20 protein-coding genes are annotated in these 22,227 nt (G+C 67.7%); 11 read left to right on the top strand and 9 right to left on the bottom strand.

Annotation, left to right across the window (positions count from 1 at the left end; all coding sequences use genetic code 11):
- Positions 1-188: 188 nt before the first annotated feature.
- The 3 genes from ASE90_RS18590 (at position 189) to ASE90_RS18580 (ending at position 3,623) form a co-directional block, all read left to right on the top strand.
- Positions 189-527, top strand: coding sequence for a P-II family nitrogen regulator (locus ASE90_RS18590; protein WP_055759592.1), 339 nt, complete (start codon positions 189-191; stop codon positions 525-527).
- A 90-nt stretch (positions 528-617) separates the two neighbouring features.
- Complete coding sequence (glnA, locus tag ASE90_RS18585; protein ID WP_056004512.1) at positions 618-2,030, top strand: type I glutamate--ammonia ligase; 1,413 nt, start codon at positions 618-620, stop codon at positions 2,028-2,030.
- Between the two features lie 639 nt (positions 2,031-2,669).
- Positions 2,670-3,623, top strand: coding sequence for a metallophosphoesterase (locus ASE90_RS18580; protein ID WP_162233680.1), 954 nt, complete (start codon positions 2,670-2,672; stop codon positions 3,621-3,623).
- A gap of 241 nt (positions 3,624-3,864) precedes the next feature.
- On the opposite strand, the gene ASE90_RS18575 is transcribed toward ASE90_RS18580, so the two are convergent.
- From ASE90_RS18575 to ASE90_RS18565, 3 genes are read right to left on the bottom strand one after another with little or no spacing between them, the layout of a single operon-like run.
- A complete protein-coding gene (locus tag ASE90_RS18575; protein WP_235531966.1) occupies positions 3,865-8,010 on the bottom strand; it encodes a translocation/assembly module TamB domain-containing protein in 4,146 nt (1,381 codons plus the stop codon).
- Between the two features lie 5 nt (positions 8,011-8,015).
- A complete protein-coding gene (locus ASE90_RS18570) occupies positions 8,016-9,935 on the bottom strand; it encodes an autotransporter assembly complex protein TamA (RefSeq protein WP_056004508.1) in 1,920 nt (639 codons plus the stop codon).
- Between the two features lie 45 nt (positions 9,936-9,980).
- Positions 9,981-10,205 carry a hypothetical protein gene (locus tag ASE90_RS18565; RefSeq protein WP_056004506.1) on the bottom strand — a complete coding sequence of 75 codons (225 nt, stop codon included), beginning with the start codon at positions 10,203-10,205 and terminating at the stop codon, positions 9,981-9,983.
- Between the two features lie 167 nt (positions 10,206-10,372).
- Here ASE90_RS18565 and ASE90_RS20405 point away from each other — a divergent pair, with 167 nt between their 5' ends.
- The gene (locus ASE90_RS20405) at positions 10,373-10,543 is read left to right on the top strand and encodes a hypothetical protein (protein ID WP_200910944.1); all 171 of its coding nucleotides are present in this window, start codon (positions 10,373-10,375) and stop codon (positions 10,541-10,543) included.
- Positions 10,544-10,709: 166 nt separating this feature from the next.
- Here ASE90_RS20405 and ASE90_RS18560 read toward each other — a convergent pair whose 3' ends face one another.
- Positions 10,710-11,324 (bottom strand): helix-turn-helix transcriptional regulator, encoded by a 615-nt coding sequence (locus ASE90_RS18560; RefSeq protein WP_056004504.1) that lies wholly within the window; start codon positions 11,322-11,324, stop codon positions 10,710-10,712.
- Between the two features lie 98 nt (positions 11,325-11,422).
- Between ASE90_RS18560 and ASE90_RS18555 the strand changes: the two genes are divergently transcribed.
- On the top strand, positions 11,423-11,608 hold the full coding sequence (locus ASE90_RS18555) for a hypothetical protein (RefSeq protein WP_056004501.1): 186 nt from the start codon (positions 11,423-11,425) through the stop codon (positions 11,606-11,608).
- Complete coding sequence (locus ASE90_RS18550) at positions 11,605-11,904, top strand: hypothetical protein (RefSeq protein ID WP_056004499.1); 300 nt, start codon at positions 11,605-11,607, stop codon at positions 11,902-11,904. The genes ASE90_RS18555 and ASE90_RS18550 overlap by 4 nt, the downstream gene beginning before the upstream one ends.
- Before the next feature lie 154 nt (positions 11,905-12,058).
- Here ASE90_RS18550 and ASE90_RS20400 read toward each other — a convergent pair whose 3' ends face one another.
- From ASE90_RS20400 to ASE90_RS18535, 3 genes are read right to left on the bottom strand one after another with little or no spacing between them, the layout of a single operon-like run.
- Complete coding sequence (locus ASE90_RS20400; RefSeq protein ID WP_056004497.1) at positions 12,059-13,024, bottom strand: hypothetical protein; 966 nt, start codon at positions 13,022-13,024, stop codon at positions 12,059-12,061.
- A complete protein-coding gene (locus ASE90_RS18540) occupies positions 13,021-14,262 on the bottom strand; it encodes a TIGR04063 family PEP-CTERM/XrtA system glycosyltransferase (protein ID WP_056004495.1) in 1,242 nt (413 codons plus the stop codon). Before ASE90_RS18540 ends, ASE90_RS20400 begins: the two co-directional genes overlap by 4 nt.
- Before the next feature lie 56 nt (positions 14,263-14,318).
- On the bottom strand, positions 14,319-15,695 hold the full coding sequence (locus tag ASE90_RS18535; RefSeq protein WP_056004494.1) for a helix-turn-helix domain-containing protein: 1,377 nt from the start codon (positions 15,693-15,695) through the stop codon (positions 14,319-14,321).
- A 145-nt stretch (positions 15,696-15,840) separates the two neighbouring features.
- Here ASE90_RS18535 and aceA point away from each other — a divergent pair, with 145 nt between their 5' ends.
- The 3 genes from aceA to ASE90_RS18525 all read left to right on the top strand — a co-directional run bounded on the left by aceA (position 15,841) and on the right by ASE90_RS18525 (position 18,279).
- Positions 15,841-17,121 carry an isocitrate lyase gene (aceA, locus tag ASE90_RS18530; protein WP_056004624.1) on the top strand — a complete coding sequence of 427 codons (1,281 nt, stop codon included), beginning with the start codon at positions 15,841-15,843 and terminating at the stop codon, positions 17,119-17,121.
- Between the two features lie 23 nt (positions 17,122-17,144).
- Positions 17,145-17,294: a hypothetical protein gene (locus ASE90_RS20395; protein ID WP_200909444.1), complete on the top strand. Its 150-nt coding sequence runs from the start codon at positions 17,145-17,147 to the stop codon at positions 17,292-17,294.
- Between the two features lie 202 nt (positions 17,295-17,496).
- Positions 17,497-18,279, top strand: coding sequence for an SDR family oxidoreductase (locus ASE90_RS18525; protein WP_056004492.1), 783 nt, complete (start codon positions 17,497-17,499; stop codon positions 18,277-18,279).
- A gap of 141 nt (positions 18,280-18,420) precedes the next feature.
- Here ASE90_RS18525 and ASE90_RS18520 read toward each other — a convergent pair whose 3' ends face one another.
- The gene (locus tag ASE90_RS18520; protein WP_056004490.1) at positions 18,421-19,137 is read right to left on the bottom strand and encodes an SDR family NAD(P)-dependent oxidoreductase; all 717 of its coding nucleotides are present in this window, start codon (positions 19,135-19,137) and stop codon (positions 18,421-18,423) included.
- 160 nt (positions 19,138-19,297) lie between these two features.
- On the opposite strand from ASE90_RS18520, the gene ASE90_RS18515 reads away from it, so the two are divergent.
- On the top strand, positions 19,298-19,585 hold the full coding sequence (locus ASE90_RS18515; RefSeq protein ID WP_056004622.1) for a type II toxin-antitoxin system RelE/ParE family toxin: 288 nt from the start codon (positions 19,298-19,300) through the stop codon (positions 19,583-19,585).
- The gene (locus ASE90_RS18510) at positions 19,582-19,866 is read left to right on the top strand and encodes a helix-turn-helix domain-containing protein (RefSeq protein ID WP_056004488.1); all 285 of its coding nucleotides are present in this window, start codon (positions 19,582-19,584) and stop codon (positions 19,864-19,866) included. The genes ASE90_RS18515 and ASE90_RS18510 overlap by 4 nt, the downstream gene beginning before the upstream one ends.
- Before the next feature lie 45 nt (positions 19,867-19,911).
- Here ASE90_RS18510 and ASE90_RS18505 read toward each other — a convergent pair whose 3' ends face one another.
- On the bottom strand, positions 19,912-22,167 hold the full coding sequence (locus tag ASE90_RS18505) for an NADP-dependent malic enzyme (RefSeq protein WP_056004486.1): 2,256 nt from the start codon (positions 22,165-22,167) through the stop codon (positions 19,912-19,914).
- Positions 22,168-22,227: the final 60 nt, after the last annotated feature.

Genomic DNA, 22,227 nt, shown 5'->3' with positions numbered 1-22,227 from the left:
CCCGGCCAAGCGAGCAGATGAGCTGCCCGAAAAAGCGGCACCCTGCTCCTTCGCCGGGCAATATCGACAGTCCCGGCCAAATCCCCGATGATCGTATCCAAGGCGAATCGCCGGTTGGCACGGTAATTGTTTAACGAGATGATAACGGCCCGTCCGGGTCGTCACGTCCGAGGGGATCGGCAGGGCGCATGAAGAAGATCGAGGCCATCATCAAGCCGTTCAAGCTGGATGAGGTGAAAGAGGCGCTGCACGAAGTAGGCGTAAGCGGCATCACCGTGACCGAAGCCAAGGGGTTCGGCCGGCAGAAGGGCCACACCGAACTGTATCGCGGCGCGGAATATGTCGTCGACTTCCTGCCGAAGGTGAAGCTGGAAGTCGTGGTCGAGGACGGCCTTGCCGAGCGGGTGGTCGAGGCGATCGCGGCGGCCGCACAGACCGGCCGGATCGGCGACGGAAAGATTTTCGTCATTCCGGTCGAGACCGCCTTGCGCATCCGCACCGGTGAGCGCAACGACGACGCGATCTGACGCAACGCAGCATTATTTCGAATCATGGGGCGTGCCGGGGCGATTGATTGCGCCGGAACGTGGAGTTTCATCCAGAAAGGGCAGTTTCCGATGGCTACTACCGCCAGCACCATCCTGAAGCGGATCAAGGAAGAAGAGATCGAGTGGGTCGACCTGCGCTTCACCGATCCCAAGGGCAAATGGCAGCACCTGACCATGGTCGCGTCGCTGCTGGGTGAAGACGAGTTCACCGACGGCCTGATGTTCGACGGCAGCTCGATCGAGGGCTGGAAGGCGATCAACGAGTCGGACATGACCCTGCGCCCCGATCTGGACGCGGTCTACACCGACCCGTTTTCGGCGACGCCGATGCTCGTCGTGTTCTGCGACGTGGTCGATCCGGTGACCGGCGAACTCTATGCCCGCGATCCGCGCTCGACCGCGAAGCGTGCCGAAGCGTATCTGAAGACCACCGGCATCGGCGACACCGTCTATGTGGGGCCGGAAGCCGAATTCTTCATGTTCGACGACGTCCGGTTCGAAAACAGCTATTCGACCAGCTATTACAAGATCGACGACATCGAACTGCCGGGCAATTCGGGCCGCGAATATGAAGCCGGCAACATGGGCCACCGCCCGCGCGCCAAGGGCGGGTATTTCCCGGTCGCACCGGTCGACAGCGCCGTCGACATCCGTGGCGAGATGGTTTCGACGATGATCGAAATGGGCCTGCCCTGCGACAAGCACCACCACGAAGTCGCCGCCGCGCAGCACGAGCTGGGCCTGACCTTCGGCACGCTGACCACGACCGCCGATCGCATGCAGATCTATAAGTATGTCGTGCATCAGGTCGCGCACGCCTATGGCAAGACCGCGACGTTCATGCCGAAGCCGATCAAGGAAGATAACGGGTCGGGGATGCACACGCACTTCTCGATCTGGAACGGCAAGACTCCGCTGTTCGCCGGCGACGGCTATGCCGGGCTGTCGGACATGTGCCTGTATTTCATCGGCGGGGTCATCAAGCATGCCAAGGCGCTGAACGCGTTCACCAACCCGTCGACCAACAGCTACAAGCGTCTGGTCCCGGGCTATGAAGCGCCGGTGCTGCTCGCCTATTCGGCGCGCAACCGTTCGGCATCGTGCCGCATTCCGTACGGCACCGGCCCGAAGGCGAAGCGCGTCGAAATCCGTTTCCCCGACGCGATGGCGAACCCGTATCTCGCCTATGCGGCACTGATGATGGCCGGTCTCGACGGCATCCAGAACAAGCTCCATCCGGGCGAAGCGATGGACAAGAACCTGTACGACCTGCCGCCGGCAGAACTCGCGCAGGTCCCGACCGTCTGCGCATCGCTGCGTGAGGCACTCGAGGCGCTGACCGCCGACCACGACTTCCTGCTGAAGGGCGACGTGTTCTCTAAGGATCAGATCGAAGCCTATGTCGAGATCAAGTATGGCGAAGTGGCACGGTGGGAAATGACCCCGAGCCCGGTCGAGTACGATATGTACTACAGCGCGTAAGGCGCGGCGACGACCGCGCCGGTGTGCCAGCGGGCACATCCGCGCTGTCGGCCGGCCTCGCTCGTCGAGGACCGACGACGTGGCTTTGCCACGTCGCGCGGGATTGGAAAGGCGTCGGGAGTGATCCCAGCGCCTTTTCCTTTTGGGGGTGGATCGGGCGATTATCGCTGCGGTTGGGCTACGTCACGTCGGGGAAAGCCAACGCTATCGCCGTCACACCGAACTTGATCGAGACCCCTGCGGTAGTAACGATCCCTGCCCCCGGCCGTACCCCCGCGCAGGCGGGGGGCCAAGAGCCCCAAGTGCAAGCCGTTGTTTTGCTTGGCTCTGGACCCCCGCCTGCGCGGGGGTACGGCGTATTTTGGCAAAGGTTGCAACTTTCGCGACTTCTCAACTTGACCCGGGGTGACGGGTGGGTGGGGTACTCGTCACCACAAGCGTCATCCGAACTGAGGCTGGCATTTCCCGCTAACGGCTCGTCGCACCTACCAAGGTGGACCCGAGCCGGCATCGTAGGTTACGTCCTGATCGCAAAAGCGGGTGCGACGACCCACCGTCGCGACGCCGCCCCCGACACACGATCGTCACATCGCCATGCTCAATCCGCACCACCCGCTTGCCATCAGGAACACCGCGCCCATGACCATCCTTCTCGATCGCCGGACGTTGCTGGGCGGGTTCGCCATTGGCGCGGCGGGGCTGACCGTGCCGCCGGCGGCGGCGCGCAGGGAGCAGCGGGGTGGCTGTACTTTCGCCGTCCTCGGCGACTGGGGTCGCGATACGCCCGAACAGCATCATGTCGCGGCAGCGATGGGACGGGCGGCGGCGGCGGCGCGGAGCGACTTCGTGCTGGCGATCGGCGACAATTTCTACAGCGACGGGGTGGCGTCGGTCGACGACCCGCTGTGGCAGTCGGTGTTCGAGGGCGTCTATACCCATCCGGCGTTGCAGGTGCCGTGGTATGCGCTGCTCGGCAATCACGACTATCGCGGCAATCCGCAGGCGCAGATCGACTATGCGGCGCGCAGCCCGCGGTGGCGGATGCCGGCGCGCTATTATCAGGTGGCCGATGCCGCGCTGACGCGGGCGGACGCCGATCTGTTCGCGATCGACACGTCGCCGTTCGTCGAACGCTATCGTGCCGATGCCGACAAGCCGATCGGCCGCAACACCCTGTCGCAGGACACGAAACAGCAACTGGCGTGGCTGGACCATGCACTGTCGCAGTCGCGGGCGAAGTGGAAGCTGGTCACCGGCCATCATCCGATCCGGTCGGGCGGCAGCGGCCATGGCGACCAGCCGGAGATCATCGCACAGGTGCTGCCGATCCTGAACCGGCACGGCGTGCAGGCGTATATCGCCGGCCACGACCATGACCTGCAGCATATCCGCCGCGACGGGATCGACATGATCCAGTGCGGCGGCGGCATGGAGGCGCGCCCGGTACAGGCGGTCGAGGGCACCCGCTTCTGCCGCGCCGCCGCCGGCTTCGGCATGGTGCAAGTGGCCGGAGACCTGCTGTCGTTCGACCTGCGCGATGAGGCGGGCAAGAGCCTGTACAATGCATCGGTACCGGTGCGCTCGATGGCGTAAATCCGCCAAAGGTCACAAAGGTCACACTTGCGCAGTGTTGTGCGCGTTGCGTCCCAGCCGGTTGTTTCGAACGGCATCGGGAAGGCGTGGCGGGTGGGCTGAACAGGTCAAAGAGCGGCGACATCCTGACCGGTTCCCGGCGTGTAGGAAAGTGCCGTTGCGATTCGGGACGAGGGTTCTCGACGGACGCTTCTCGACAAGGTCGAAGCTGCTCGAACCGAACGGCTTTTTTAAGGGGGCGTCAATAATCCCGCGAGACGCGGACGTTGGTGCTCTGGCGGCCAATCGTCGAGATCGAGGCGAGGAGCGACAGCCAGCGGGTCACCTGGAATTCGATCCGGGTCGCGGAATAGCCCTGCCCGTCGGTGACGATTTCCGCATAGAAACGCCGCGTCAGATATTTGCCGGCGGCAACCGAGGTGCCCTGACCCGTCTGCGGATCGGCGGGGAGGATGCGCAGGCGGTCGAGGCCGGCGGCGCGGCGGACGGCGTTGATCGGGTTCAGCCCGCCCTCGCCATTCTGGAGCGCGGCGACGGCGGCGGCGAGTTGCAGCGCCTCGGGGGCGGACAGGTTGGTGATGGAGGTGCCGAACAACAGCCGTGACAGCAATTCGTCCTCGGGCAAGGCCGGTACGCTCTGGAAGCTGATCTCGGGGCGCGTCGCGGTACCGGCGACGCGGATCGTCGCGTTCAGGCCCTGCGTGTCCGCGGCGGCGACGATATCGAGCGCGGGGTCGGCGGGGCTTTCGCCGTTGAAGCGCAACGCACCGCGATCGACGCGGAATTCGCGGCCGGCGAACTCGTAATCGCCGCGGACCAAATCGGCGCGGCCGTTGATGATCGGATTGGTCGGCTCCCCGGTGATGGCGAGGTCGGCCGACCATTCGCTGGTCAGGCCGAGGCCGGTGACGATCAGCCCGCCCGGCGCACGCGCCTTCAGGTCGAGCTTCCACGGTACGACGGTCGTGGCGGCTTCGTCGTCGCCATCGGGACGGTTGATCTCACGGATCTTAAGGCGCGGCAGCGGCGCGGTCGCGGTGGCGCGGCCGAGGCGGTAGCGGCTACCGTCCATCCGGACCTGCCCCGAAATCGTGCCGCCCGCGCCGTCGCTGCGGACCGCGATCGGACCGGTGACGGTCGCACCGATCGAATCGGTGTTGATGAGCCGCGCACGATCGGCGTTCAGCGACAGGTCGATGCCGAAGCCGCGCACCGCCGCGAATTCGAACGCGCCGGTGCCGGTCACCCGCCCCTGTCGTCCGTCGCTGGCGGCGAACCGATCGATAACCAGCCGCGACCCGTCGAACCGGCCCTGCGCCTCGACGCCGGTCAGGACGGTGCCGGTGATCGCGCTTTCGATCCGCGCGCCACTGGAGCGCAGGACACCGCGGATGCGCGGGTCGGCAAGGCGTCCGGTCACGTCGGCACCGACCGCCACCGGGCCGGACAGGTCGAACAATTCGATACCGGTCAGCCGCCACAGCGTGTCGGCGGGGCCGCCATAGCGAAGCTGCGCGATCAGCGGCGCGTTGGCGATGCGGGTGGCGAGGTCCCCCTGCCCGAGCGGCGCGAGCCGCGCCTGCGCGCGACCGATCGTCTTGCCACCGCTGGCCATCACCGCGCGCATCCCGGCACGATTGGCGTCGAGCACGGCGGCGATGCCGACATCGATCGGGGTCGACGACAACACAAGGCCGGACCGGCTGAGGCCGCGGATCGTCATGTCGACCCGGCCGCTGGGCGTATCACCGGTCAGCGCATAGGCGATCTTGCCCGATGCGGTGCCGCCGAGCCCGAGACCGGGATAGCCGATGTCGAGCACCGCAAGCGGCATGCGGGCGACGTCGAGGGTCAGTTCGCTGGCACCCGCGCCGAACGCCCCGCCGACGGTGGCGGTACCGCCGGCAAAGCTGAACCGGGTCGGGGCGAGGCGCCAGCCCTCCCCTTCGCGCCGCAGCACCGCCGGGGTTTCGAGCTTGAGCGGGCGGCGGTCGAGCGTCCCTTCGGCGTCGATCGTGTAGCTGTCGGCGGCGACCTGCGTCACGCTCTGGATCGCGAAGGCGCGGCCGCGCGATCCGGCGATCGCGGCGCGGACCTCGCCGACACCGTCGACCAGCTTCGCGCTGCCGGCCAGCCGCGCGATCGACAACTGGCCGCGACGGAAGCCTTGCGCGGTGACGGTCGCGTCGAGGGTGGTGCCGGTGTCCGCCAGGACGATCCCCGCCTCCAGCCGGGCGCGTCGGACCGTGCCTACCGCGCCCAGCCGTGCCCGGGCGGCGTCGAGGGCGATGTCGATGCGCTGGTCGCTGCCCTGCGGACGGAAGGCGATGGTACCGGTGATGCCGCCGCCATCGACGGTCAGTGCCCCAAGGAAACCGTCCGGCACGATGTCGATTCCGCCATTGGCACGGGTGCCACTGACCTCGAGTGCGTCGACGGCGATGCGCGCGGTGCCGCCGCTGGGCAGCAGGATGCGGCCGTTGGCGGTGAACGGGCCGAGCCGCGAACCACCAGCGGCACGATAGGCGAAACCGTCGGGCGTCGGGTCGAGATGGGCGACCACATCGGCAAGGCCGAGCGTCGCATTGGGCGACGCGAACCGCAGGTCGAGCGTGGGTTTCGAGATATTGCCGTCGAGGACCAGTTGCACCGGACCATAGGTCGCCTGTCGGCCGCTGCCTTCGAAATGGAAGGTGCCGTCGCGGCGGCGATAGCCGTTGCCGGTGAGTGTGAGGCCGGGCGAAGTCAGCCGTGCCCCGCGCAGATACAGGATGCCGTCGCGGCCGCGCTCCAGCCCGGTTTCGATGCGCGGCAGCCCCTGGGTCAGCGACCGGAAGAAGCCGTTGTCGAGCCGGCGAACCTGCGCCAGCCCCCGCCCGACGATGCGGGTGCCGCCGCCGGGAATGGGGACGGCGGTCAGGCGGGTTTGGACATCGACCAGCCCGAGACCGGGGATGAGATAGCGTTGCAGCGCGCCGCTGATTCCGACCTCGTACCGTCCGGTCGCCAGTTCGAGCGTCAGCATGATCCGGCCGTTCAGCTTGTCCGACCGGACGATCAGGTCGTTGCCGACGAGGGTGCGCGTGCCGACCGCCAGCTTGCCAGTGACCGACAGGTTGCGCAGGATGCCGCCGGCGACTTCGCCGACCCCGGTGACGCGCGCCGCCGCCAGCCGGATCGGAACGATGACCGGTGCTTTCGAGAAGCGCCCCTGCCCGGCCGCGACGACGCCTTCGAACCCGGTCTGGTCGAAGGCGAGCCGCTGCGCGCGCAGGCGGTAGTCGAAGCGCGCGGTCGAAAATTCACCGTCGAGGATCGCGCGCAGTTCGATGTCGCGGCCGGTCATGTTGGGGAACAACGCGGCGGGGCGCAGCAGGCGGGTGCGCAGCCGCAGGTCGCGAAACGCGCTGGTGCCGAGATCGACGATGCCGTCGGCTTCCAGCGCCAGCGCCGGGCTGCGCAGGGCGAGCATGCCGTCGATGCGGCGATCGGCGAAGGTCGCGCTGCCGCTGACGCGGACCTGCGGGCTGGTCAGCCGTTGCAGCTTGCCCTGCAACAAGGCGGCCGGGGCGAGCGTCCCGCCCAGCGTATAGCGGCCGGCGCGGACGCCCAGCGTCAGGTCGAGAATGCGCGCGCGGCCGGCATCGGCAACGGCGCGACCATCCCATGCCGACCAGCGGCCGTCGCCCGCGACTTCGATCGCAAGCGGACGGCGGATGCCGCTGGCGGTCGCGAGCAACCCGTCGGCGGCGCTGCGCACGCGCAGATCGACGTCGAACCGGTCGCGATCGGGTTCGCTATCGAGGTGCAGGCGGAGCCGGTCGCTGTCGGCGATATCGAGCGCGAGGTCGACCAGCGCCCGGCCCGACCGGATATCGGCCTGTCCGGCGAGGCGACCGACCCGCGCGGTGCCGGTCACCGCCTTGGCCAGTTCGAGCCGCTCGACGCTCAACCGGCCGATGCGGATGTCGAAGCCGGGTAATATCGGGCCACGCCGTCCGGTCGGGGCAGGCTGCGGCAGCTTGGCGAGGATCGCGCGCGGGAGGTGCAGGCTGGTGATCGACAACCGGTTCGACCAGAATTCCCATGGCCGCCAGTCGAGTTCGGCGCTGGGCGCGCGCAGCACCAGCCCCTTGGGATCATAGATGCGGACGTCGATCAGCCGCGCGCGGTTGTAGATCGACCCGTCGATCCGCCCGATGCGATACCGCATGCCGTTGGCGGGTTTGAGCGTCGCGATCCGGTTCGCGATCAGCCGGTGACCGGGGCCGGTATCGATGACGACCAGCAACCCGGCGATGGCGATGACGATCAGCAGCAGCCATTGCGCCAGCCGCCGGCCCCAGCCGATCCGGCGCTGGGGCGCAGGTACGGGTTCGTCCGACACCTGCGTCAAAAGGCCTGCCCCAGCGAGACATAGACCGCGACGCGTGGGTCGCCGCGCTGCGGATTGATCGGGGTGCCGACGTCGATGCGGATCGGGCCGAAGTTGCTGTAATAGCGCACGCCGATGCCCGCGCCGTAGCGCATGCCGGTGAAGCGCGGCAGCGTCGAGGTATAGATATTGCCGGCGTCGAGGAACGGCACGACCCCGAAATTGCCGAACGCGCGAACGCGGGCCTCCAGCGAAAATTCGGCAAGGCTGCGGCCACCGATCGGATCGTTGTTCGGATCGCGCGGGCCGATATCCTGAAAGCCGTAGCCACGCACCGATGCGCCGCCACCGGCATAAAAACGCCGCGAGGGAGCGACCGCATCGCGCGGCGCGCCGAGGATCGAGCCGATGCGGGTGCGCCCGGCAAGGACGACGCGACCGGTGACCGGGCGATAGACGCTCGCGTCAATCTGGGCACGGGTATAGCCGAACACCTGCCCCTGTAGCGACAATTCGGGGCTGATGCGGCCGCCCAATCGAAAGCCCTTCGTCGGATTGAGCAGGTCGTCCGAGCCGTCGTAATTCAGGCTGCTGGGCAGTGCGCCGATGAAATAGGTGCGGCGGCGGGGTTCGCCGGTGGCGACGATCACGTCGCGTTCGTCAGTCGCGACCAGTTCGCCGCCGAGCGACCATGTCCATGTCTTCTGGAAGAAAATATTGGTCTGCCGTTCCAGCCCGGCCGACAACGAGACGGTGTTCGCTTCGAAGGCGTTGCGGACCAGATGGGTCGCGGCGACCTGCGCGGTCAGCACCCGGTCGCGGCCGTGGAAATTGTTGCGGCGGAAGGTCACCGCCGCGACCTGCTCGAGGGTGCCGAGCACGCCGCGCAGCGTCAGCGCCCCTTCGGGCGGGAACAGGTTGCGGTGGGTCCAGCTCGCCTCGACCCGCGCGCCTTCGCCGGTGCCGTAGCCGAGTTCGCCGGCGATGGTGCGCGGCGGGGCGGGCTCCATGGCGAGGTCGAGGTCGACGGTGCCGGGCGCGGTCCCCTCGACCGGGGTCAGGCGGACCTGCGAGACGAGGCTGGTCTGGATGATGGCGCGGCGCAGATCGTCGACCAGCGTCGAATCATAGGTCTCGCCAGGTTTGAACCGGGCGATGTCCTGCGCATGATCGCCATCGAAGATGCGGTTGGGCGTCGTGACGATCCGGCCGAAGCGACGCTCGCCACCCGGTGCCACGGTAATGTCGAGCGTCGCGGTGCGGGTGGCGTGGTCGACGGTGATCTCGGGTTCGCCGACCCTGGCAAAGGGAAAGCCCTCGCGGCCGATCGTTTCGGTCAGCTTGCCTTGGGCGGCGACGATCGTATCGCCCTGTACCGGGGTTTCGGGCTTGACCGCGAAGGCGTCTCGCAACTCCGGAGCCTTGTCGCCCGCGGCGGCAATGCCGGGGGTACGGACCTGTGCGAAGCGGTAGAGCTGGCCGGGTTCGACCTCCAGATAGACGATGAGCCGGTCGCCTTCGGGGCGGACGCTGGTCGCGATGCGGGCGTCGAAATAACCTTCGTTGCGGAGCAGTTCGTCGAGGAGCCGCGCGTCTTCGCGGGCGCGGCGGTCGATCTGCGCGGCGTTGGCGGGGTCGCCTTCATTCGCGCGCAGCGTCGACAATTCGTTGAACCGCTGTCGGAACAGGTCGGTATTGATGCCGTCGATGCCCGTAATGCGGTAATTATAGCGAAATTCGCCGCCGGCCCGCTGCGGACCGGCGGTCGCATCGGGATCGGCCGGTGCGGTCGACAGGTCGGGCCAGGCGACGCCGATATCGGGCAGGTCGGCCATCGGCGAGGTCGGATCGAGCGACGTTTCCTGAGCGAACGCCGCCGGGCCCGCAAAAGCGAGCCATCCGGCGCTCAACAGCACGGCAAGCCGGCAGCTCGACATGAAACGGTCCTAGCGGAGCAGCACGCCCCCCGCCAAGGGCCAAGCTTAGTGAATCGTGCCCCAAACGCCGGGCCGCGCGAGCATTGTGACGAGCCGCGCGACCTGTCGCCAGCGGCAGAACTGGATCACATTGTCGTTGTCGCGGGCATCGGCGGCACGGGAAACGGCTTCATCGGCGGCGCGGGTGCCGAAATCGGTGATCAGTTCATGCGCCGTCACCAGATCGGATGCGTCGGAAATATAGGGCGGCAAGGCGATCGAATCGAGCATGGCCCCGTCTGTAACACGGTTCGTGCCGGAACCGTACCAAGCGCGGTGGCAGCGGGGGACGATGGTTACCATGCCACGGCCGGTCCCGGCGCGGGACGTCCCCCGTGCCGGAACGGTACGGGCGGGACGCGGTGGCGCGGGTGGCGCGACTGTGGCAGAGATCGGCGATGAACAGACCTTCGCACAATCCCAAGGCCGGCGGGATGCCGATCGCGCTCGGCACGCTGGGCGGTGCCATCATCGGCGCGGTGTTCGGCGAGGCGACCGCCGGATTGCTGGTCGGATTGGCCCTGGGGGTTGGAATCGCGCTGTGGATCTGGCGACGCGACCGGATCTGAAGTTGACGAAGGTGACACTATGCCATGGTTGCACGGCGGGTGTTTTGGCTTGCTAACAACGGGTTAGGTGCCACCGGCGGCGGATAAGTTGACGGATGGCGCCTGTTCGGTTCTGACCCTTTCGACGACGCCGCGACCTTTACAAATGCGGGTCCTGTAGGAAATGCTACAGCGAGCGCGACAGCCAGACGACGCGGCCGATGATGTCGGGCGGACCGGTGAGCGTGATCGGGGGGTAAGCGGGGTTGTCGCTGACCAGTTCCCATCCGTCGCGGGTGCGGGCGAGGCGTTTGACCAGCAGGACGCCGTCGTGCCGCACGACATGGATCGCCCCCGATACGCCGCGCCGGTCGCCACGATCGACGAGAATCGCGTCGCCATCCGATAGCGTCGGCTGCATCGAATCGCCGGCGACGGTAATCATCGAGGCGTTGCCGGCCCGCACCCGCAACTGGCGCAGCAACGCGGTATCGAGGCGCATCGCGCCGTCGCCCCGATCGTCCTCGACCAGTCCCCCCGGCCCGGCCGAGGCAGCGGCGTCGATGCGGGGAATCGCGATCAATGGATGTTCGGGCGGGCCGCCAAGCAGCGGTTCGGCCACCCCGAGATAGCGGGCCAGCGTCGCCCGATCACCCTCCGCCAGCCGGCGTGGCGAACCACGTTCGATAAATTGCTGCATATAAGCGGGGTTACGTCCCAGCACGCGCGACAATTCCGCGAGACTGACGCCGCGCTCCCCCGCCAGCCGCGCGATGGCGGACCGAATATCGTTCGATTCCATCCCAGAACCCTAGCCGTAGGATTTATCCTAGACAAGTTGGATTTCAAAGAACAGATCAGGAACAGACACTGTGTCGAAGGGGTAGACGGGAGGTATGGATGCATACGATTTTGCAGCGGATCAGTCGGCATTTGCAGGAGACCGGCACGCCGGAAACGCTGTTCGGCCGACGGGCGGCGGGCGATCCGCGACTGGTGGGCGATTTGCGCAACGGGCGGCAGCCGCGCCCGCCACTGCTCGCCCGGATCGAGGCCTATATCGACGCGCAGGAGCAACGGCATTGAGCGGCGGTCCCGATGCGGCGACCCTGCTCGAACGGCGACTGCGGATCGCGGCGGAGGCGGCGGGGGCCGTGGTGTCGGTCGGTGAAGCCGGCTGGACGCGCTGGGCGAGCGCGACCTTTGTCGGGGCGCGGCATCGCCTGACGCTCAGCGGAGCGGGGGTCGCGTTCGACGCGTGGCTAGCGGCGCTGCCCGAAGCGGACCTGCCGCTGCGCGGGCATCTGGTCGCCGATGTCGCGGTGGTGGCGCGGACGGGCAAGGATGTGGTGCTGGAGGTACTGACCGTCGAGGAACGGTGAGTTTGTTTTCCTCTGCCGGTAGGGAAAGAGATGCGCTCGCTTGCGCGACCGCGCGAGCCCTGCAGGCTCGCTCGCCCCTCTCCCAACCTGCGCTAGCCAGCAAGCTGGCAAGCTTCGGTATCCCTCTCCCCTGTCCGGGGAGAGGGGTATGGGGTTATTCGCCTCCGGCCATGCGACGCAGCGCACCGAGTGCCGAGGCGAGGCCGGTCGATTGGGCCTTCGCAGCTTCCTGTCGTTCGATCTCGGCGGAGCGGCGGCGTTGCAGGCCTTCGTCGAGGCGATCGAGCAACGCGTCGAGGCTGGGCAGCGGGGCCGGTTCGATCGGACGCTTTTCGGCAGGCGAGATGTCGGGTTGGTGGGTGACGGCTTCGGGTTCGGGAGCGATTTCCGGTTCGGGAGCCACCTCCGGATCGGACTCGGGCTCGGGATCGGCTGCCGGCTCGGGTTCGACCGTCGCAACCGGTGGTGCGGGCGGCGCGACGTCGTCGGGCAGTTCGACGGTCGGTTCGGCCGGGGTGGCTGGCTCGATCGGGGTCGGCGGCACGGGTGCCTCCTGTTCAGCGGCGGCCGCAACCGGGGGTTCGAAGAAAGCGGCAGGATCGACCGTGGCGTCGTCGGCGGGCGCGGGCGTCGGGCGGAACAGCGGGCGGACCGCCTGTGCCGGGGCGGCGGGGACCTGCGGCACGGCGGCAGGGTCGAAGACCGCCATCGGAATGTTCAGGTCACGCGGCAGGTCCATCTCGGTTTCCACCGGGTCGAGCGGATCGAGGAACGGCTTGCCGAGATCGCGTGCGGCGCGCACCGGCGGGCGCGGCGGCGCGTCGGGATGCGCGTCGGCCCGGCGGACGCTGGGCTCGGCATCGATCGGGCGGCGCCTGCGCTTCGCCGGCAGCAGTAGCCACAGACCGATCCACAGCGGCCCGGCGATCAGCGTCGCGGCGGCAAGCATCAGCGCGACCCGGGCGGTCATGCCCAGCGGCGGGGCGGCGGCGGGCAGCAGCGCGGGCAGGCCACTCGCCTCCACCGCCGCCTCGATCCGCCAGACCGGCAGCAGCGCGATGATGAGCGCGACCGTCAGCGCGGTGAAGATCGCGACGATCGGGGCGTGGGCGCGCTTCATGCGTCGACCAACGGCCGGGCGGGCTCGGCGGGTGCCGGCGCGGTGCGGCCGATCAGGCGCTGATACAGCGGCTGATAGCGGGCGACGTTCGATGCCCAGTTACGCTCCGCCTCGACAAAGGCGCGCGCGCGATCGCGCATCGCATCCCAGCCCGACCGGTCGGCGAGCAGCGCGGCGACCCGCGTCGCCAGCGCGGCGGGATCGTCGGGGGGGAAGAGCGTGCCGGTATCGCCGTCGCGGATCAGTTCGCGATGGCCGCCCACGTCCGATGCAACGACCAGCCGGCGCTGGGCCATCGCTTCGAGCGGTTTGAGCGGGGTGACGAGATCGGTCAGGCGCATCGCCTTACGGGGATATACGAGTAGATCGACGAGTCCATAGTAGCGTTCGACTTCGTGATGCGACACGCGACCGATAAAGCGGATCGCGTGCGCCGCACTGGACGCCGCGGCCTGTGCCCGCAGCGTCGCTTCCATCGGGCCGCCGCCGACCAGCAGCAGGCGGACATTCGGGCGCGCGGCGACCAGCGCGGGCATCGCCGCGATCAGCGTGTCGAGCCCTTCATAGTCATAGAAGCTGCCGAGATAGCCGAGTACGTCCTTGCCGGTCAGGTCGAGTTCGGCGGCGAGCGCGGCGTCGGGCGCGGGCGGATCGCCGAACAGCGTCAGGTCGACGCCGTTGGGCGAGACCATGATCTTGCACGGATCGATGCCGCGCGCGATCAGGTCGCGGCGCAGGCCTTCGCAGATGACCGCGACGCCATCGGCGCGGCGCACCGCCCAGGTTTCGAGCGCGCGAGTCGCGCGGTAGCGGGGCGAGCCTTCGGTGCCGGTACCGTTGCCGACCGCGGCGTCTTCCCAGAACGCGCGGATCTCATAGACCAGCGGCAGGGCGCGCTTGCGGGCGACCTTGAGCGCGGCCAGCGCGTCGAGCACCGGCGAATGGGCGTGGAGGATATCGGGCCGGACGTCGGCGACGACCTGATCGATGCGGGCGGCGAACGCGCGGATTTCGGCCAGTTCGCCAAGCGGTGCGGGCAGGCTGCGCGGCGGCACCGTGCGGTGGAAATCGATGCCGTCGATCGTTTCGCGCGCCGCTTCGCGTGCCCCCTGTCGCGCGCCGGTCACCGCCGCGACGCTCCACCCGCGCGCCATCTGCGCGGTCAGGATCGCGCGGGTGCGAAAGGTGTACCCGCTGTGCAGCGGCAGACCATGATCGAGGATATGGAGGACTCGCATGGCCGATCTATGCCCGAACCTGGTTAACGGAGATGTAATCGCGGGGTATCCTACCGCTAATCCCCGGCAAAGGCGAAGGGGGTCAGGCCGCCGTCGCGATCGTCGAGCCGCATGGCGCGGCCGGCGGGCGGGGCCGAGCGTTGCGGGCAGTCGCCGCGGGTGCAGGCGCGGCACCCTGCTCCCACCGCCACGCCGCGCGCGGTCAGGTCGAGGCCGCGCGCGGCGGCGAGGCCGCCGGCTTGCTCCGCCGCCAGCCCGAGCATGACGACGAAGCGCGCACGGACTTCGCCGGCGAGCGCGCCGGGGGGCGTGACGGTGCGGGCGATGGTGAGCCAGCGGCCGCCGGCTTCGGGTTCGACCAGTTGCACGATCGCCTCGCCGCTGCGAGCGAAGGCGTCGAAGGCGCCGAGCAGCGGGCATGGCGCGCCCTCGACCAGCGGCGACTGGCTGGCCCCGGCGAAGCGTTTCGAAATCTGGCCGGCGCGGTCGATGCGCAGCAGGCAGAAGGACAGGCCCCGTGCGCCGACGCGGTGGAGCGTGGTCAGGCGGTGGGCGACATGTTCGAACCCCGCGCCGAAGCGGCGACCGAGCAGCGCGATGTCATAGCCGGTCGCCTCGCACGCGCGCAGGAACCGGGCATAGGGCATCATCACGGCGGCGGCGAAATAGTCGTGCAGGTGGCGGCGCAGCCACAGTTCGGCGGTGCGATCGGTCAGGGCCGCGCCGCGCACGACCGCGTCGACTTCGGCGCGCCCCTCGGCATGGCCCAGCGCGCGGGCGAGCGCGAAGCTGCGCGAGGCGGGGTCGAGGCGTTCGGACAGTTGCAGCTGGCGGGCGTGGAGATCGGTGCGGTGGAGGCGGTCGGGCATCGCCTCGACCGGCAACAGCCGGACTGACAGGTGGTGGCGGACGCGCAGACGATCGGCCATCGCCGCCGCTGCGTCGCCGCCGCTCTGGCGCAGCTCGTCGGCGAGCGACTCGGCCTGCGCATCGAGGTCGGGGAAATGGTTGCGCCAGCGTTCGATCGCGGCGCGGGCTTCGACAGCGGGATCGGCCGTTATCGTCTCCCCTGCCCCGCTGCCGAGACGGTCGAAGGCACGGGCAAAGGCTTCGGCACCGCCCGGCGCGCTGGCCAGCCATTCGGCGATATCGCCGCGATCGAGCGTGAGGTCGGCGAACATCGGGTCGGCCAGCCGCCGTCGCAGCGCGTCAGCCCCGCCCGCCGGTTCGCTCGCCGCCAGCGTGCGGGCGTCGAAGCCGAAACGCTCCGCCAGCGCCACCAGCAGTGTCGCGGTCAGCGGGCGCTGGTTGCGTTCGATCAGGTTCAGATAACTGGGCGAGACGCCGAGCAGTTCAGCCATCGCGGCTTGCGTGAGCGCCTGCCCGCGACGCAGGCGGCGGACGGCGTGGCCGGCGAACAGCTTGGATTCCATGGCCCACCCTTGTCACGAATTGACAATAGCACAACCAGAACATCGGCGAGCGCGACATTGCAACTGTAATGTTCGCACGTAGCGGCTGACAGGAGTGCGTCGCCGGCGGCATATCGGTGTCAACGAAACCCATGCTGTAAAGGACATGACAATGGATATCGCCGATCTGGTCCCCGCCCCGCCCGGCCGTTTCGACGGCATCACCCGCCCCTACACCGCCGCCGACGTGGCGAAGTTGCGCGGATCGGTCGCGGTCGAACATACGCTGGCGCGGCGTGGCGCGAACCGGTTGTGGGAGCTGCTGCACAGCGAGGATTATGTCCATGCGCTCGGGGCACTGTCGGGCAATCAGGCGATGCAGATGGTGCGCGCGGGGCTGAAGGCGATCTATCTGTCGGGCTGGCAGGTCGCGGCCGATGCCAATACCGCCGGGCAGATGTATCCCGACCAGTCGCTCTATCCGTCGAACGCCGGGCCGGAACTGGCCAGGCGGATCAATGCGACGCTGGGGCGCGCCGACCAGATCGAGCATATGGAGGGCGGTGCGATCCGCGACTGGTACGCGCCGATCGTCGCCGATGCCGAGGCCGGGTTCGGCGGGCCGCTCAACTGCTTCGAGATCATGAAGGCCTATATCGCTGCCGGCGTGGCGGGCGTGCACTACGAGGACCAGCTGGCGTCGGAAAAGAAGTGCGGGCATCTGGGCGGCAAGGTCCTCATCCCGACGCAGGCGCATATCCGCAATCTGGACGCGGCGCGGCTGGCAGCGGATGTGGCGGGGGTGCCGACCATCATCTGCGCGCGGACCGATGCCGAGAGTGCGCGGCTTATCACCTCGGACATCGATGTGCGCGATCACCCGTTCCTGACCGGCGAGCGGACGCCCGAGGGGTTCTTCCGGTTGAAGGACGGCACCGGCGTCGATCACTGTATCGCCCGCGGCCTCGCCTTTGCCGAGCATGCCGACCTGTTGTGGTGGGAGACGAGCAAGCCGAACCTCGACGATGCGCGGCGGTTTGCCGAGGCGATCAAGGCGAAATTCCCGAACAAGCTGCTCGCCTATAATTGTTCGCCGTCGTTCAATTGGGAGAAGAATCTCGACAAGGACGATATCGCCCGCTTCCAGCGCGAAATCGGGGCGATGGGCTACAAGTTCCAGTTCGTAACGCTGGCCGGGTTCCACCAGCTGAATTACGGCATGTTCGAACTGGCGCGCGGATATCGCGACCGGGGGATGGCGGCCTATAGCGAGCTGCAACAGGCCGAATTCGCCGCCGAAACCAATGGTTATACCGCGACCCGCCACCAGCGCGAGGTGGGCACCGGCTATTTCGACCTCGTCGCCACGACGCTGGCCGGGGGCAGCAGCTCGACCACCGCGCTGGGCGAATCCACCGAAACGGCCCAGTTCGACAAGGCCGCCTGATTTACACTTAGAGGAGATACTCGATGCCCGAACCGACCCGCAGCCGCGCCGTTTTCTCGACCGAGGATTTCCGGCTTTTGAAGGAAGCGCTGGCGACGCATATCCAGACGATCGCCGACCAGCCGCAATCGAGCAAGTTCGCCCATCTGTACCACCGGCTCGGCCGGATCTGAGGGAGCGCCCTTCGCATTAAGGTATCCCGCGCAGGCGGGGATCCAAGGGGCAGGCAGACCGAAGGTTTGCGATGGTGGCTCTGGATCCCCGCCTGCGCGGGGATACCGGCTTGCGGAGCACACCCCAATTGCAACACTGGGTATCGCCTGTCATCCTGGCGAACCGGGCGATTCGAAGATCCGGTTTGCCGCAGGAGCGTTTATGGACACCGACAGCCTGTTCCGCCTCGACGGACGCGTTGCGCTCATCACCGGTGGATCGCGGGGCATCGGGCGGATGATCGCCGCCGGATTCGTCGCACAGGGGGCCACGGTGTTCGTTTCGGCGCGCAAGGCCGATGCCTGTATCGCGACGGCAACGGAAATCGGCGCGATCGCGCTGCCGCAGGACGTATCGACGATCGACGGTTGCCGGGCGCTGGCCGATCGGCTGGCGGCGCAGACCGAACGGCTCGACATTCTGGTCAACAATGCCGGCGCGGCATGGGGCGAGGCGTTCGAGACGTTCCCCGAAGCCGGTTGGGACAAGGTCATGGACCTGAACGTCAAATCGCCCTTTTTCCTGACACAGGCGCTGCACCCGATGCTGAAGGCGGCGGCATCGCGCGCACGGCCGGCCAAGGTCATCAACATCACCTCGATCGACGGACAGCGGGTCAATCCGTGGGAGACGTACAGCTATCAGGCGTCGAAGGCGGCGCTGATTCACCTGACCCGGCGGATGGCGGCGCGGCTGGTGGCGGACGCGATCCACGTCACCTCAATCGCGCCGGGGGCGTTTGCCAGCGAGATGAACAAGGCGGCGCGCGACCATGGCGACGGGGTGGCGAAGCGCATCCCGGCCGGACGGATCGGCGTGGACGAGGATATGGCGGCGGCGGCGATCTACCTCGCGTCGCGCGGCGGAGATTATGTCGTGGGGGAGACGATCACCGTCGATGGCGGGTTGGTGAACGCGTCGATGGGCGGCGCGATCGACGGATAACCGCCAAAGGTCACAAAGGTCACACTCGCGGGCAACGTGCACACAGCGGGTCGCATCGCCGATACCGGACGGCGATCGCGGGGGCGGCGGACGATGCGAAAGAACGGACTGACCCTGACAGGCAGCATCCGTGTAGGAAAGTCAGGGGGCGATTTCCGCCCCGTCCCACGCGAAGATGCGGCCGCTCTGCACCGGGGTCAGCGTGTCGAGGACGGCGAGCAGGCGTTCGGCGCTGTAGGCGGGGGTGAACAGCTTTTCCGCCGGGACGCCACGCTGGAACGGCTTGCTCAGGCCCGTATCGACGGTGCCGGGATGGAGCGCGACGCACACCGTCTGTGGCCGGCTGCGTGCCAGCTCGATCGCGGCGGTGCGGACGATCTGGTTCAGCGCCGCCTTCGATGCGCGATAGCCGTACCAGCCGCCGAGCCGGTTGTCGGCGATGCTGCCTACGCGGGCGGAGATACAGGCGATGGTGGACGGCTGGTCCTTTGCCAGTAGCGGCGCGAAATGTTTGAGCGCCAGCGCCGGGCCGATCGTGTTGATCGCGAACAGATGCGCGAGGCGATCGGCGTCGAGGTCGCGCAGCGACCGTTCGGGGCCACCGGCTTCGTCGTGCAGGATGCCGGTGGCGACGATGACGCGGGTCAGCGGCGCGTCGATGACGGTGGCGGTGGCGGCGGATTTGATCGACGCCGGGTCGGCGATGTCGATCGGGCAATATTCGACGTTGTCGGGCAGCGACGACGGCTCGCTCCGGGCGGCGGCTATGACGTGGTCGTAGCGGTCGGAAGCGACGAGCGCGGCGACCAACGCCTCGCCGATGCCGCCATTTGCGCCGATGATCAGGGCGGTCGCCATCGTCTATCTCCGGATACAGCGGTTGGTCAGGCTGGAGTAAACGCCGGCATCAGTCAAAAGAGCCAGCACCCCTTGACTCGGTACGGGTAATCCGTAGTTTGTCATTGTGCAAACTGTCGTCGAGACCAACGCCTATCTTGCCGCGGCGCGCGATGTCGGCATGAGCAGCGACGAGCAGCAAGCGGTGGTAAACCTGATCGCGGCCAACCCGCAGGCGGGCGACATCATGCCGGGATGCGGCGGCGCGCGCAAATTGCGGGTGGCGCGACCGGGCGGCGGCAAGTCTGGCGGCTACCGCGTCATTACCTATTTCGGTGGCGGCGACATGCCGACGTTCCTGCTCGCCGTCTTTGGCAAGAACGAGAAGACCAACCTGACCAAGGCGGAGCGCAACGCGTTGGCGTTACTGACGAAAACCTTGGCCGACAGTTTCAGGAGCAAGCGATGAAGAATGCGTTCGACAAGATCGCGGCGGGACTTGGCGATGCCATCGCCTATGCCGAAGGCGATCAGGCCCGTGGTCGGGTCGCTGCCCCGTTGGACGTGGCGGCTATCCGCAAACGGACCGGCAAGACGCAGGACCAGTTCGCCCGTGCCTATCGCCTGCCCATCGGAACGGTACGCGACTGGGAGCAGAGCCGGAGCCAGCCCGATGCCCCGGCCCGAATATTGTTGGCACTGATCGGCGCCGAGCCGGAAACGATCGAGCGCCTCGTCCAGCGCGTCTAACGGAAGCGGGGGGCGCCGCGAATGATCGCGACGCCCCCCTGCCCATCACCCCACCATGCCACCGGCGGCGAGGACCGCCAGCGTCACCAGTTCGTTCGCGGTGCTGGTCATCGGCGCGATCTGGACCGGCTTTTCCATGCCGATCAGCATCGGGCCGATCACGTCGTCGCCGCCCAGTTCGCGCAGCAGCTTGGCCGAGATATTGGCCGATTGCAGCCCCGGCATGACCAGCACATTGGCCGGACCCGACAGACGGGCGAAGGGGAAGTTCGCCATCTGCTTGGGGTTCAGCGCGACGTCGGGGGCCATTTCGCCTTCATATTCGAAGCCGACCTGCCGCTTGTCGAGCGCCGCCACGCCGTCGCGGACATTGTCGATCCACTGGCCCGACGGATTGCCGAAGGTCGAATAGCTGAGGAACGCGACGCGCGGTTCGTGGCCCATGCGGCGGGCGACGGCGGCGGTGCGTTCGGCGATGTCGGCCAGTTCCTCGGCGCTCGGCCGTTCGTTGATCGTGGTGTCGGCCATGAACACGGTGTGGCTCTGCCCGACCAGCAGGTGGATGCCGAACGGCACTTTGCCATCGACCGGATCGATCACGCGGCGGACGTCGCGGAAGGTCTGCGCATAGGTGCGGGTGATACCGGTGATCATCGCATCGGCGACGCCCAGTTGCAGCAGTACCGCGCCGAAGGTGTTGCGATCCTGGTTGATCATCCGTTCGGCATCGCGCTTCAGGAAGCCGCGACGCTGGAGCCGTTCGTAGAGGAAGTCGACCATCTGCGGCACCATCTCGCTGGTGCGGCTGTTATGGACTTCGTAATCCTCGGGGTTCGCAACGCCCAGCGCGCGCAGCCGGTCGTGCACGTCCTCGCGACCGACCAGCACCGGGATGCCATAGCCGCCTTCCTTGAACGCGATCGCGGCGCGCAGCACCACTTCTTCTTCGCCCTCGGCGAACAGCACGCGCTTCGGATGGGCGCGCGCGCCCTCATAGGCCATGGTCAGGACCGAGGTGGTCGGATTGAGCCGTGCGCGCAGCTGCTGGCGATAGGCGTCCATGTCGAGGATCGGCCGCGTCGCCACGCCCGAATCCATCGCCGCCTTCGCCACTGCCGACGGCACCAGTTCCATCAGCCGCGGGTCGAACGGCGCGGGGATGATGTATTCGGGACCGAAGCTGTGCTGCGTGCCATAGGCCAGCGCCACTTCCTCGGGCACGCGCTGCCGTGCCAGTTCGGCGATGGCGTTGGCGGCGGCGATCTTCATCTCGTCATTGATGCCGGTCGCGCGCACGTCGAGCGCGCCGCGGAAGATGAAAGGGAAGCCGATGACGTTGTTGACCTGGTTCGGATAGTCCGACCGGCCGGTAGCGACGATCGCGTCGGGGCGCGCCGCCTTGGCGAGTTCGGGACGGATTTCCGGCTCCGGATTGGCCATCGCGAAGATGATCGGCGACGGGGCCATGTCCTTGACCATTTCGGGCTTCAGCGCGCCCGCCGCCGACAGGCCAAGGAACACGTCGGCCCCGCGCAGCGCCTCGGTCAGGGTACGGCGGTCGGTGGCGGCGGCGTGGGCCGACTGCCACTGGTTCACGTCGTCGCGGCCCTGGTAGATCACGCCGGTGCGGTCGCACATGATGACGTTGGCGTGCGCCACGCCCATCGCCTTCATCAATTCAGTGCAGGCGATGGCGGCGGCGCCCGCGCCGTTCACCACGACCTTGACCTCGGACAGCTTGCGATTGGTCAGCAGGCAGGCGTTGATGAGGCCGGCGGCGCAGATGATGGCGGTGCCGTGCTGGTCGTCATGAAACACCGGGATGTTCATGCGCTCGCGCAGCGTCTGTTCGATGATGAAGCATTCGGGCGACTTGATGTCTTCGAGGTTGATGCCGCCGAAGCTCGGCTCCATCAGCTCGACCGCGTCGATGAAGCGGTCGACATCCTCGGTCTTCAATTCGATATCGATCGAATCGACGTCGGCGAAGCGTTTGAACAGGACCGCCTTGCCCTCCATCACCGGCTTCGACGCCAGCGCGCCGAGATTGCCGAGGCCGAGGATGGCGGTGCCGTTGGAGATGACCGCGACCAGATTGCCCTTGGCGGTATAGTCGTACGCGCAGGCGGGATCGTCGTAGATCGCCTTCACCGGCACCGCGACGCCGGGCGAATAGGCGAGTGCGAGGTCGCGTTGCGTCGCCATCGGTTTCGACGCGATGATCTCGATCTTGCCCGGACGCCCTTCCGAATGGAACAGCAGCGCCTCGCGCTCGGAAAACTGGTCGGTGGTTTCGGACACTGGCGATCTCCCGTTTGGATCGGCTTTACGCAGGGGAAGACGGATCGGGCAAGGGTGAAG

The sequence above is a fragment of the Sphingomonas sp. Leaf67 genome (assembly GCF_001421965.1).
In the GTDB taxonomy this organism is placed as follows: domain Bacteria; phylum Pseudomonadota; class Alphaproteobacteria; order Sphingomonadales; family Sphingomonadaceae; genus Sphingomonas.
This window is presented reverse-complemented; position numbering and strand designations above follow the sequence as displayed.

What these genes read in the sequence shown, in the direction of transcription:
- ASE90_RS18590 (WP_055759592.1), top strand. Translation starts at nt 189, where the DNA reads ATGAAGAAGATCGAGGCCATCATCAAGCCGTTCAAGCTGGATGAGGTG.
- glnA (WP_056004512.1), top strand. Translation starts at nt 618, where the DNA reads ATGGCTACTACCGCCAGCACCATCCTGAAGCGGATCAAGGAAGAAGAG.
- ASE90_RS18580 (WP_162233680.1), top strand. Translation starts at nt 2,670, where the DNA reads ATGACCATCCTTCTCGATCGCCGGACGTTGCTGGGCGGGTTCGCCATT.
- ASE90_RS18570 (WP_056004508.1), bottom strand. Translation starts at nt 9,935, where the DNA reads ATGTCGAGCTGCCGGCTTGCCGTGCTGTTGAGCGCCGGATGGCTCGCT.
- ASE90_RS18565 (WP_056004506.1), bottom strand. Translation starts at nt 10,205, where the DNA reads ATGCTCGATTCGATCGCCTTGCCGCCCTATATTTCCGACGCATCCGAT.
- ASE90_RS20405 (WP_200910944.1), top strand. Translation starts at nt 10,373, where the DNA reads ATGAACAGACCTTCGCACAATCCCAAGGCCGGCGGGATGCCGATCGCG.
- ASE90_RS18560 (WP_056004504.1), bottom strand. Translation starts at nt 11,324, where the DNA reads ATGGAATCGAACGATATTCGGTCCGCCATCGCGCGGCTGGCGGGGGAG.
- ASE90_RS18555 (WP_056004501.1), top strand. Translation starts at nt 11,423, where the DNA reads ATGCATACGATTTTGCAGCGGATCAGTCGGCATTTGCAGGAGACCGGC.
- ASE90_RS20400 (WP_056004497.1), bottom strand. Translation starts at nt 13,024, where the DNA reads ATGAAGCGCGCCCACGCCCCGATCGTCGCGATCTTCACCGCGCTGACG.
- ASE90_RS18540 (WP_056004495.1), bottom strand. Translation starts at nt 14,262, where the DNA reads ATGCGAGTCCTCCATATCCTCGATCATGGTCTGCCGCTGCACAGCGGG.
- ASE90_RS18535 (WP_056004494.1), bottom strand. Translation starts at nt 15,695, where the DNA reads ATGGAATCCAAGCTGTTCGCCGGCCACGCCGTCCGCCGCCTGCGTCGC.
- aceA (WP_056004624.1), top strand. Translation starts at nt 15,841, where the DNA reads ATGACAATGGATATCGCCGATCTGGTCCCCGCCCCGCCCGGCCGTTTC.
- ASE90_RS20395 (WP_200909444.1), top strand. Translation starts at nt 17,145, where the DNA reads ATGCCCGAACCGACCCGCAGCCGCGCCGTTTTCTCGACCGAGGATTTC.
- ASE90_RS18525 (WP_056004492.1), top strand. Translation starts at nt 17,497, where the DNA reads ATGGACACCGACAGCCTGTTCCGCCTCGACGGACGCGTTGCGCTCATC.
- ASE90_RS18520 (WP_056004490.1), bottom strand. Translation starts at nt 19,137, where the DNA reads ATGGCGACCGCCCTGATCATCGGCGCAAATGGCGGCATCGGCGAGGCG.
- ASE90_RS18515 (WP_056004622.1), top strand. Translation starts at nt 19,298, where the DNA reads ATGAGCAGCGACGAGCAGCAAGCGGTGGTAAACCTGATCGCGGCCAAC.
- ASE90_RS18510 (WP_056004488.1), top strand. Translation starts at nt 19,582, where the DNA reads ATGAAGAATGCGTTCGACAAGATCGCGGCGGGACTTGGCGATGCCATC.